The organism is Butyrivibrio hungatei DSM 14810 (genome assembly GCF_900143205.1).
In the GTDB taxonomy this organism is placed as follows: Bacteria; Bacillota; Clostridia; order Lachnospirales; family Lachnospiraceae; genus Butyrivibrio; species Butyrivibrio hungatei.
In genome coordinates this window covers 109,464-121,666 of record NZ_FRDH01000004.1, presented here as the reverse complement: position 1 = coordinate 121,666, position 12,203 = coordinate 109,464, and the positions used below count along the sequence as shown (strand labels likewise).

General features: G+C 40.8%; 9 protein-coding genes. 1 reads left to right on the top strand and 8 read right to left on the bottom strand.

Translation table 11 applies throughout. The features are described from left to right. Window positions 1–163: 163 nt before the first annotated feature. The gene (locus tag BUA02_RS04575) at window positions 164–1,078 is read right to left on the bottom strand and encodes a LysR family transcriptional regulator (protein WP_072701431.1); all 915 of its coding nucleotides are present in this window, start codon (window positions 1,076–1,078) and stop codon (window positions 164–166) included. Window positions 1,079–1,209: 131 nt separating this feature from the next. On the opposite strand from BUA02_RS04575, the gene BUA02_RS04570 reads away from it, so the two are divergent. Continuing rightward, complete coding sequence (locus tag BUA02_RS04570) at window positions 1,210–2,556, top strand: MATE family efflux transporter (RefSeq protein ID WP_072701429.1); 1,347 nt, start codon at window positions 1,210–1,212, stop codon at window positions 2,554–2,556. Here the strand turns inward: BUA02_RS04570 and BUA02_RS04565 are convergent. From BUA02_RS04565 to ispG, 7 genes are all read right to left on the bottom strand, one after another. Continuing rightward, window positions 2,553–3,203 (bottom strand): phosphatase PAP2 family protein, encoded by a 651-nt coding sequence (locus BUA02_RS04565; RefSeq protein WP_072701427.1) that lies wholly within the window; start codon window positions 3,201–3,203, stop codon window positions 2,553–2,555. The genes BUA02_RS04570 and BUA02_RS04565 overlap by 4 nt on opposite strands. 417 nt (window positions 3,204–3,620) lie before the next feature. After that, complete coding sequence (locus BUA02_RS15785) at window positions 3,621–3,788, bottom strand: hypothetical protein (RefSeq protein WP_207647705.1); 168 nt, start codon at window positions 3,786–3,788, stop codon at window positions 3,621–3,623. A 232-nt stretch (window positions 3,789–4,020) separates the two neighbouring features. After that, window positions 4,021–4,485: an Hsp20/alpha crystallin family protein gene (locus tag BUA02_RS04560; protein WP_072701424.1), complete on the bottom strand. Its 465-nt coding sequence runs from the start codon at window positions 4,483–4,485 to the stop codon at window positions 4,021–4,023. A 199-nt stretch (window positions 4,486–4,684) separates the two neighbouring features. After that, window positions 4,685–5,689, bottom strand: coding sequence for a serine hydrolase domain-containing protein (locus tag BUA02_RS04555; RefSeq protein ID WP_072701422.1), 1,005 nt, complete (start codon window positions 5,687–5,689; stop codon window positions 4,685–4,687). A gap of 153 nt (window positions 5,690–5,842) precedes the next feature. Beyond that, entirely contained in the window at window positions 5,843–6,256 is a 414-nt protein-coding gene (locus BUA02_RS04550) for an EamA family transporter (RefSeq protein ID WP_072701968.1), read from the bottom strand. A 323-nt stretch (window positions 6,257–6,579) separates the two neighbouring features. Then, window positions 6,580–11,109: a PolC-type DNA polymerase III gene (locus BUA02_RS04545; protein ID WP_072701420.1), complete on the bottom strand. Its 4,530-nt coding sequence runs from the start codon at window positions 11,107–11,109 to the stop codon at window positions 6,580–6,582. Window positions 11,110–11,144: 35 nt separating this feature from the next. Further along, window positions 11,145–12,200 carry a flavodoxin-dependent (E)-4-hydroxy-3-methylbut-2-enyl-diphosphate synthase gene (gene ispG, locus BUA02_RS04540; protein ID WP_072701418.1) on the bottom strand — a complete coding sequence of 352 codons (1,056 nt, stop codon included), beginning with the start codon at window positions 12,198–12,200 and terminating at the stop codon, window positions 11,145–11,147. Window positions 12,201–12,203: the final 3 nt, after the last annotated feature.

Sequence of the window (12,203 nt, the reverse complement as noted above, 5' to 3'; positions counted from 1 at the left end):
TTATTTGATGATATGATACTAACACGTCCATCTCATAAATGAAATTAAACAAACCTTATCGGTAGGGTTAATGATTACTTATCATCTAACGAGTTGAATGATATCACGCCGCGTAGTATCTGAAAATTATAGGATTTTTATTGTCTGTGATAACCGTTCTTTATCACCCACAGATTTCCTTATACTTAAGAAGTTCCTCAACATAGGCTTCCCCATATGAAGAAAGAACGCTACCTTTTCTAGTAATATAGCCAATTGTAAGAGGATCTTCCTCCTCTAGCTTGATGGCCACCATGCCCCCAAGAATAACGTCGTCACCTGTAAGCATTCCTGAACCAATTGAATATCCTCCAAGTTCAGCAATGATTTCCATTGTGGTCGCCCTGTCATCTGACTTTATCATCTTTGGGAAGTCATAGTCTGCCAAAGCCTCCTCTGTCAGATAGAAATTACTGTTATCATCAGTCTGGTCAAAAGACACACATGGATAATCTCTCATTTCTTCTATGGAAATACTCTTTCTACCTGCAAGCTCGTGGTCTTTCCAAACATATACATAGGTTTCTCTTCTCATAAGAGGAGTAAACTCAAGCTGATATTCCTTGAAGAGTTTTTTCATGATTCCCTCATTGGCTCCGGAAAAAGAGATTATTCCAACTTCACTCTTAAGGGATCTGACATCCTCCAAAACTTCTCTTGTCTTGGTCTCATGGATAGCAAAAACGAACTTCTCCGGATTACTTTTCTTGATAACATCAGTAAAAGCCTTGATAGAGAAGTTATAGTGCTGAGTAGATACAGAGAATCTTTCTTTGTCACTATCCTTTGAAATATATCTGTCCTCTAAGATCTCGTACTGAGCAACGGCCTTTTTGGCATAGGAAATAAATTCTCTTCCTGCGTCAGTTAAAGAGATTCCTTTGTTAGTTCTTTCAAAAATAAGAAATCCCAGCTCATCCTCAAGCTCTTTGATACTTGCTGAAATGGCTGGCTGTGATACATAAAGTTTGCTGGCAGCTTCTCTCATGGAAGAAGAGGTAGCTACCTCTAATACATATTTGATCTGTACTATATTCATGATTTTTACTCCTGTAAGTTCAAAATCTTCAAGATTTATTATGCCTTATTCCTATAGAAAATTCGAGCATTTCTCATTATTATTTGCTATGATTTAATCATTATTATTTTATTAAAAGAGGGAAACTTAAAATGCCAAGACAATCTGAGAACACAACCAGGAACATGACTTCAGGAAACAGTTTTAAACAGATAGTACTGTTTTTTATTCCTCTGCTTTGGGGGAATCTCTTTCAGCAAGTTTATAGCCTTGTAGACAGCATCATAGTTGGTAAAGGAATCTCAGATAAGGCCCTTGCTGCAGTTGGAGCATCCGGAACCTTAAACTTTCTTATTCTTGGCTTTGCCATCGGTATGACAAGAGGCTTTGGCATTCTCTTTGCACAGTGCTTTGGACGTGAAGATCATGCCATGCTAAGGGCCTACATATCTGCTGCCAAAAGACTCTGCATCGGCATTTCACTTGTATTATCAGTTGTATGCATTCTAGCCCTTAGATCAATGCTTAAGTTCATGCAGACTCCAGCTGACATCATAGATGATGCCTATATATACTTTGTGATCATCCTCATTGGAATCGTGATCACTGTCCTTAATAATCTTGCGATCACAATCCTTCAATCCCTTGGAGATAGCAAAACTCCGCTGTCAGCAATGATCATCTCTTCTCTTGCTAATATCGTCATGGATATCTTCTTTGTTATGGGACTTGGAATTGGCGTTGCAGGAGCAGCTATAGCTACAGTTCTTGCACAGCTCTTTTCATTTATCTACTGCTTCTACAAGATCAAGATGATAGATATATTTGATAAAAAGAATTATTCAGATGCTGAAATTAATGGCAAGAATATTACCTTTGAACTTGTTAAGATTGGTATCCCCGTTGCATTTATGAACTCAATAACTGCTGCCGGCGGAATCATCCTTCAGTATTTTGTAAACCTTATGGGAAGTGGCTATGTGGCTGCCTATTCTGCCTGCATGAAGTTTGCTTCACTATTTGAGCAGTTCGGCATGTCTGCAGGTCTTTCTATGATGACCTTTGTAGGCCAGAATATGGGAGCAGGTAAATATGACAGAATCAGGAAAGGTGTAAGACAGGGACTTTTACTGGCAACTATCTTAAATATCCCTCTTGCCCTTGTACAGATTCTTTTCCCAGAGCAGCTTGCAAGGATATTCCTGAGTGACCCGGAGATCATCTCCTACTGCAAAGACTTCCTTCCAATCCTTGGAATAAGCCTCTTTGCCCTTGGATGGCTCTTTGTATATCGCTACTCAGTTCAGGGACTTGGTAACACCTTCGTGCCTATGCTATCTGGCGCCTTAGAAGTAATAATGCGCCTAACCGTTTGCTTTACTATTGGACGAGCAAGCTTTAGAGGCATTGCCCTCTCCGAAGTTTCCGCATGGATAGGCGCATTCATAATGCTAATGATCACTTATTATGTAGTTATGGGTCTGAAATCTAAAGCTTAATCTGCTTTTCTAAGAAAATGATCAAATAAGTTAATAAAACAAAGGCTGATAAGGCATCCACCAAGGATATCTGTAAACCAGTGAACTCCGCATACAAGTCTTCCAACTATTGTAAGACAAACGATCACAAGGCTCACTATTCTGATAAGTCCCTGAAGCTTGTCAGCCTTAACATACTCCCCGATCACAAATGTAAGTGTTGCAAATACTGTTACGATCAGCATTGTATGTGATGAAGGGAATGATGCTTCTACATGCTCAGCCCCCTCTTCAATGATAGGTCTGTAGTTGATAACAACCTTCTCGAAAAGTGCATAAGTAGCAAGTGTCACAGCATACACTCCGCCAAGGCAAAGGATCTCTCTATCTACCTTTGCGATGCTCTTTCTCTTAATAAGCTGAACAAGTCCCATCACTGCAAATATGGCTACAACTAAGAGTGCAAGTATTCCAAACACCTCTGTAAGCTTGTACCAAAACATATTGATTCCAAAAACCTCATGTACTGTCTGATTGATATGTGACAAACCAATCTCTGTATTCTCTGGGCCAATTGCTGCAACATCCACTGTCTTAACTAGTATTATCAGCACTACGAATAATGCTAAATAAATGATCCCCTGTACTAAACTATTTCTTTTCTTCATTGTTTCTCCTCTTTTCTATCTACTAAATTTGTTCTTGTTTTTAGCCGGTTCCTGATTTTTAATTAATTCTTGTCTTTTACGTCTTATTTGTTTTTTCATGGTATAAGACGTAATTTATGTTTCTAGTTTAAGTCTTTTTTACAATAATCCAGATTATTACATAGTCTTATATAAATAATTACGTCTCTTTTATAATCAATTATTATCCTTACGTAAAACATTTACTATAAACTACGTCTAATCACAAGAATAATCACTATGGGCGTAACTCATTGCAATATCTGTACGTCTTATTAAAAAACCTCTCGATTCAGACGTAGATTTGCATTTTATTAGTGACACTTATTTACGTTACTGCCCCATGGAGCTATTTTACTGCATTAAAAAACCAGTGTCGAATACTTTTAATATTTGATGTCACTTTGTGCCATCAATCTCGATCATCACAATTTCAGGATGATTGAAGAATCTCGGATATGGCGTACTCTCACGGGCCAGCCCCCTGCTGATAACCATCACAGAACCATTTTCCATTTCATAAGTGCCTTCAACAAGCTTTGGGAAACGCCCCTGATTAGGAGCCATTACTCCCATCTTTGTGAAGGGAATTCTCCACTACCCGCCGTGGGCGTGTCCGCAAACAACAAGGTCAAAAGAATACCTCTCATATACATAAACCCTTTCCGGCCTGTGGGACAAGAGGATCCTGTAGTGATTGCTGTCGGAAGCGGCATCTGCGATATCGGACTTCTATAAAATTGAAACAGCCCTCCACTACTATATGAGTAGTGGAGGGCTGAAAGAGTGATAGTATGTATTAGCCTTCAATGGCTATCAGATTCTTTTCCGGGATTTTTTTCTCTATCGCCTTTTTAGGAATCGTCAGATTGAGAACACCATGTCTGTAATTTGCATCGACATCTTCTTTTTCGACATTCTCGCCAACATAGAAGCTTCTTGTCATAGATCCTGCATAACGTTCCTGTCTGAGGAGTTTACCTTTTTTGTTATTTTCATCCTTGTCAAGATTCTTAGAAGCATTGATGGTGATGTAGCCATTATCAAGTTCTACTGTAATGTCTTCTTTCTTGAATCCAGGAAGGTCTACTGAAATCTCGTAATTATCATCTTTTTCCCGGATATCAGTCTTCATCATCCTTGATGCTTTTCTGCCATAGAGCTTACGCTCCATGTCATGTTCCATGTTGCCAAATTCCTTCATGTAAGGGAATCCGAACAGATCATCAATAAAATTCTCTTCAAAAATACTAGGTGCTAACATAATACTTACCTCCTTTGCACAAAAACAATTTGTTAACTGTTATTGAGCATTGGGACGGAGGGTTTGGATCATTGGAACCTCTAAGTCCTAACGGTCTTCTCTGTTCCTTTGTTCTACTTATGGTATAACACCAAAATTAGCACTCGTCAACCTAGAGTGCTAATTTGGATAAAAAGATATTGTATTCTTCAATACAGAATTAATATCTGTAAGCAGTTCTTATAGCTGGCAAGACCTTTTTCTCTATGAATTCCACACGATCAAAGATTCTTACCTTAAATGTGCCAGTTATTCCAACAGATACATTTTTCTCTTTGTTAACATAGATGATGTTTCCGCTGTCGCCAATCGCAGCATATACCTCTTTTTCATCATAAGGCTTGTACCATAAGTAACCATAGTTCATGAAGCCGAATCGCTCACCAAGCTTAATGTGAGGTGCCAGCATGTCTTTCAAGTATTCTTCTGAGATAATTCTTTTTCCATTATACAAGCCACCACCTAGCACCATCGCGCCGATCACAGCCATGTCTCTTGCCGACATGCATAATCCCCAACCAGCCGTAACTGTACCCTGAGGGTCAGAGTACCACTCGTATTTCCTGGGATTCTTGTTCATGAAGAAATCAAACTGATCTTCTTTGGAGCTGTCACCGTGTGGTATTCGCTTTGGGAGTCCAAGTGGCTCAAAGAGATTATTGTTGGCAAAATCTATGCATTTCTCACCAGTAGCTCTCTCGATTATTCCTGCCAGAATCTGAATGCCAAGGGTAGCATACCTAAACTCACCAGTGATTCCACTGCGGCCTCCAAGATAATCAAGTATTGCAAGAGTAAAGTCCTGTGAAGTACACACCTTCTTCCAGGGTTCTGACTTACCTTTATATGGAGCTGTCATAGTAAGGAGATGCCTGATCGTAACATCGTATATGGTCTTCTCACCACGCTTTACGGTATAATCAGGAAAAAAATCCATCACCTTCTGGTCCAAATTCTTGAGATAGCCCTTATCCAGTGCAATTCCTGCAAGAAGTCCCATAACTCCTTTGGTCACAGAATTTACATTCATAGCATCTAGAGTCTTGAACCCATGCCAGCAATCATCAAATGCCACCTCACCATCTTTGATAGCATAGATCTGGCAGATATTACTCTCATTACCGTTGCTCTGGGAAATGTACCTATGAAGTTGTTCTTTATTCATAAAAAAGCCTCCTCTTAGGAAAGATTTGGACGTCCTAAGAAAAGGCTAAATGAATTAAAAATTCTTTTCAAGAAAAATCTTAAAAAATATGTAGTTAAAGATATAGCGAATAAAACTGGAAGTTAATCTCTCTACAAATTTGAAGTTGTTTATTTATAGAACCATCAACAATGTTCCGGCCCCGATCAGTATGCATCCAACCATCGACTTTGCAGTAAACTCTTCATGAAGGAAAACAAATGCCAACACCAGAGTGATAACTACGGACATTTTATCTATCGGCACTACTTTGGAAGCATCTCCCATCTGCAATGCCTTGTAATAGCATAGCCATGAAGCTCCCGTTGCCAGCCCGGACAGGATCAGGAAAATCCAGCTCTTCTGACTGATTGCTCTGATACCGCCTTGCTGATGCGTAATAAATACCATTCCCCAAGCCATTATAACAACTACCATCGTGCGTATCGCCGTAGCAAGATTGGATTCGACTCCTTCAATTCCAACTTTTGCCAGTATTGATGTCAGTGCAGCAAAGACTGCTGAACCGAGTGCTAACCAAAACCACATCACTATACCCCCTACAAATTCGATATTTGCCATCGTCTATAAAACTGAAATATAATTTGCCTCTAAAAATTTCGATTTGTCATCGTATATAAAACTGGAATTTTACTAATTATTTCTTTTCTTCTGCCTCTATTTCCATTCTATAGATATAGGCAGTACCTAGGCTTTTTAGAGTTAAAAGTACATGCAGTAGACGGGCTTTTTGGAGACTTTGTAAGCCTAGTACTGCTACGTTTTTCACGAAGCGAGAGCGTCAGCAAAATGATTACAAAGCTCCAAAAAGCTCATCCACAACATAACCACCTTTTCCCCCAAAAAGCCCCTTACTTCATAAAGTCAAAGATACTGATCTGGTTGGAATCTGGGATGTCTCCGAGAAGCCCCATGTCAGCCATTTTCTCCATTACCGTTTGTGGACACTTGGTTCTTTGCTTGAAATCATCCTTTGAAAGGAACGGTCCGTCCTTGGCTGCCTCCACGATCTGGTCTGCAGCTTTTTCACCCATACCATCGATACTGGTAAGGGATGGCATGATCTTGTCTCCAATTACCTGGAACTCACGAGACTTAACCTTGAATATATCGATAGGAAGGAACTCAATTCCTCTCTCGTACATTTCCTCTACAAGTCTCATATCGCCGTACTCAGCCTGCTGAGCATTTGAAAGCTCATCCTTCTTGTTGTTGTACTCGCGCATGATAGCGTGAAGGTGATTCTCGCCCTGACACATGTGCTCGTAGTTGAAGGCCTTAGCTCTTATACTAAACCAGGCAGCATAGAAAGCCTGTGGTACATATACCTTAAAGTAAGCAATTCTCCAAGCCATCATAACGTACGCAGCCGCATGCGCCTTAGGGAACATGTACTTGATCTTTTTGCAGGACCATATATACCAGTCAGGAACGCCAGCTGCGATCATAGCTTCTTCCATCTCCGGCTTAAGTCCCTTACCTTTACGAACTGACTCCATGGTTTTGAAGGAAAGTGACTTGTCCATTCCTTTCTGGATCAGGTAGATCATGATATCGTCTCGACAGCAGATACAGGTATCGATAGTAGCCTTTCCCTCCTGGATAAGGGTCTGAGCATTGCCAAGCCAAACGTCCGTACCATGTGAAAGACCTGAAATACGGATAAGGTGTGACAATGATGTAGGATGGGCATCGATAACCATCTGCATAGCGAAGTCAGTACCAAACTCAGGAAGTCCAAGACATCCTAGCTTGGTGCCGCCAAGCTGCTCAGGAGTTACTCCAAGAGCAGTTGTATTCATAAACAAACTCATTACATTCTTGTCATCAAGAGGTACAGTCTTAGGATCAAGGCCTGTACAATCCTGAAGGAATCTGATCATGGTAGGATCATCGTGTCCGAGAATATCGAGCTTTAACAGGTTATGGTCAATTGAGTGGTAATCGTAGTGTGTTGTAATAGTAGCTGTTGTCATATCGTTAGCAGGATGCTGAACAGGACAGAATGAGTTAATGTCCTCTCCGACTGGCAATACTATGATTCCACCAGGGTGCTGACCTGTACCACGTCTGATACCGGTACATCCCTGAACTATTCTGTTTATCTCACATTTTCTCTTGCTGGCTCCGATTCCATCAAAGTATTTTTTGACGAAACCATAAGCCGTCTTGTCTGCAAGAGCCGCAATTGTTCCTGCTCTGAAGGTCTGTCCGTAGCCAAAGATAACTTCCGTATACTTGTGAGCCTTGGACTGATATTCTCCAGAGAAGTTAAGGTCGATATCAGGCTCTTTATCACCCTTGAATCCAAGGAAGGTCTCGAAAGGAATATCAAAGCCATCCTTGTTCATCATGGCGCCGCACTTAGGGCATCTCTTATCCGGCATATCACAACCTGAATTACCGGCGTACTTAAGTACGTCTTCAGAATCAAAATCAGAGTATTTACACTTAGGGCACACATAGTGCGGACTAAGGGAGTTAACCTCCGTAATACCTGATGTAAACGCAACGAAGGAAGATCCTACAGAACCTCTGGAACCTACCAGATATCCGTCCTCATTGGACTTCCAAACCAGCTTCTGGGCAATGATATACATAACCGCGAAGCCATTCTTGATAATAGAGTTAAGCTCTCTTTCAAGTCGCTCTTTTACTATCTCAGGAAGATTCTCACCGTAGATCTCATGAGCCTTGTCATAACAGATCTTGGTCAGGATCTCATCAGAATTTTCAATGACAGGCGCGCACTTATCAGGTCGAACCGGCGAGATACTATCGCACATATCAAGAATCTTTCTGGTATTGTCTATTACTATCTCTTTTGCCTTGTCGCCACCAAGATAATCGAACTCCTCCATCATCTCCTCTGTAGTTCTTAGGAAAAGAGGTGCCGGCTCCTCATCATTCATACCTTTGCCGGCCATGATGATAGTCCTGTATATCTCATCTTCTGGATTTAAGAAATGGGCATCGCAGGTAGCCACAACAGGCTTATTGAACTGCTCACCAAGTCTTACGATCTCTTTGTTGATGTCTCTGATATCGTCATCACTGTTAATGTCTTCGTATCTCTCGGAATCAACCATGAAGTGGTTATTGCCAACAGGCTGGATCTCAAGGTAATCATAAAAGTCCACAAGTCTTGCGATCTCTTCTGGTGGCCTTCCTTCCACCACAGCACCGTATAGTTCACCAGCGCAGCAGGCACTACCAACAATGAGTCCTTCTCTATGCTTTATCAGCTCACTCTTAGGAATAAGAGGAAATCTTCTAAAGTAGTCAATGTGTGATTCACTGACAAGAGTATAAAGATTAACTCTTCCAAGAGTGTTCTTGGCAAGGATGATGCAGTGGTTTGGACGAAGATGTCTTATCATCTCCTTGGTTGGCTTACCTAAAATATTTACATCAGTAAGATTCTGAGCCTTCTGCTCTTTTAACATAGGAATAAACTTGTTAAAGATAAGGGCTGTACACTCAGCATCATCAACAGCTCTGTGATGGTGATCAAGAACTACGTTAAGAGTCTTGGCAACTGCATCAAGAGTATGCTTGGCCTGAAGTGGGAAGAAATACCTTGAAAGCCAGAGGGTATCTACTGTTGTGTAGTCCACATCAATTCCAAGTTCTTTACAGTTCTGATTGATAAAGCTGATATCAAAGCCTACGTTATGTCCTACAAGTACTGCATCTTTACAGAACTCCACAAACTGAGGAATGATGACCTCTCTTGTAGGAGCATCCATTACCATCTCATCTGTGATACTTGTGAGTTTCTCGATCCTGTAAGGAATTGGGACCTGTGGATTAATAAACTCTGAGAATCTGTCTATGATCTCACCATTTCTGATCTTAACAGCGCCAATCTCAATGATCTTATTCTTAATAGGTGAAAAACCTGTTGTCTCAATATCAAATACTACAAAAGTAGTGTCATCAAGGGGCTGTCCCTTGTCATTTACTACAATTTCTTTGAGGTCGTCTACAAGATATGCTTCTACACCAAGAACAAGCTTAAAGAAATCCTGTCTCTCGATAGGAGGTTCTCCAGCTTCTTTTCTTCGTTTCTTTTCATCACTAAAAAGGTCTTCCCACACGTGGTTGGCTATAGTAAGGGACTGAACAACACCGTGATCAGTGATGGCGATACCTGGCATGCCCCATTTGTAGGCTTGCTTTACGATGTCTTTTACCTCAGAAACACCATCCATATCACTCATCTTGGTATGGCAGTGAAGTTCAACACGCTTTACATCAGCTCTATCTACTCTTTTACTTGTAAAGTCAGGTATCTTCTTGACTCCTACAACAGACTGGATAGACAGCTCGTGGTCAAACTTATCCACAGCTGCTATACCTTTGAGCTTAAGAAATGCACCAGGCTTGATATCCTTGGTGATATCAGGTACATCTTCAGTCTTAACGAACATCTTGACTGTTATGGAATCTGTAAAGTCAGTAATATCGAAGATAAGAATACTCTTCTCATTTCTGATATCTCTTTTATCAAAGGCTATGACCTGACCATGTATAGTTACTTCGCCAAGCTCTCCGATAAGATCTGAAAGCTTCATGGTCTCATCGTCAAAGTCACGTCCAAATACAACATCAGGATTATCTGACTTCTTGTAGCTTCCGCCAAAGTCGCCCTTTTTACCTGCCCACTTGCCCTTGGTAAAGGAAGGAGTTGCAGCGCCGTTTGAGCTCTTTTGAGGCTCTGGCGTTTTCTCAGCTTCTGCCTTTGCTGCAGCTTCTTTAGCTTCCTTTTCTTCCTTCTGCTTTTTCTTTTCCTCTGATTCTGCCTCAGCAGCTTCAAGCTTTTTAGCCATCTTGGCTGACTCTGAAGAATAATCAGGTTCCTTGGTTTCTTTTTCTACCTCAACAAATTCAGGTGTTATAGCAACAGATAGTCCGCATCTTTCATTGATGATCTTATCAAGTACTCTCACAAGATCTGGGGCCTTCTTCTTGCCTACTACACTGTCTTCAAGCTTTATGACAATGCTTTTGTCATTTGGGTACACAAAAGAAGCAGAACGAAAAAGACTATATTCCATATGGTCATAGTCTTTAAGTTCCATCTCGATGCTGTCTTTATAAATGTCAATAAGATTCTCTGGAGTGTACTGAGCAGAAAGAGAAAACTTTTCATAGATCTTGACCGTAAGATCCTGATTGCCGAAAAGCTGCTTTTTGATACCTGTCTCAGTTTTATAGATATCTTCTTTTTCTATTAACTTATTACTTGATATATATACTCTGATAAAATCCTGTTTTCTTGTGGTAGACACCTTTTCAACCATGGTCTGTTCCATGATCTCCTTGGTATGAGCGTCTAATTTAAGAGCAGGAAATACCTCAAAAAAAGATTTTGACACGTTTCTCTTCCCCTAACAAAAATCTCGTTAAGCGATCACTTCCAGTGATCAAGTTCATCCTTAAGTACTGCAAGGAGCTGATCCTCAGGCACTTTTTTCACAACTTCTCCGTTCTTGATAAGAAGTCCTTCCCCGATTCCTCCGGCAATTCCTATATCAGCTTCTTTAGCTTCTCCAGGGCCATTTACAGCGCATCCCATAACAGCAACCTTGATATTAAGATCGTAGTTCTGAACCATGGTCTCAACCTGATTGGCAAGTCCGATAAGGTCAATCTTGGTCCTGCCGCAAGTAGGACAGGATACAACCTCGATACCGCCCTTTCTGATATCAAGAGTTCTGAGGATTGTCTTGGCTGTCTTGATCTCTTCTACAGGATCACCTGATAAAGATACTCTGATAGTATCGCCGATGCCTTCATTCAAGATAATTCCAAGACCAACTGATGACTTGATATTTCCGCCATAAACTGTTCCAGCCTCTGTTATTCCTACGTGAAGCGGATACTGACATTTCTGAGCAAGAAGCTCATGAGCCTTGACGCAGAGCATAACATTTGAAGACTTGATACTAACAACCATGTTATCATAGCCAAGATCCTCAATAATTCCGATCTTGTCCAAAGCGCTCTCTACAAGTCCTTCTGCTGTTACTCCGCCGTACTTCTCAACTAGATTCTTTTCTAAAGAGCCGCTGTTAACGCCAACTCTGATAGGAATATTTCTCTCCTTGGCACAGCTAACAACTGCAGCTATCCTATCCTTTGAGCCAATATTACCAGGATTGATCCTGATCTTGTCAGCACCATTTTCCATTGCAGCAATGGCCATCTTGTAATCAAAGTGGATATCAGCAACAAGAGGAATATGGATCTCTTTTTTGATTTCCTTAAGAGCAAGTGCAGCCTCCTTAGTAGGAACTGTGCATCTGATGATTTCACATCCAGCCTCTTCAAGTCTCTTGATCTGGGCAACTGTAGCCTGTACATCCTCTGTTCTGGTATTGGTCATAGACTGAATAAGTATAGGATTTCCACCACCTATAACCCTGTCACCAATCTTTATAACCTTTGTATTATCTCTATATGCCATTAT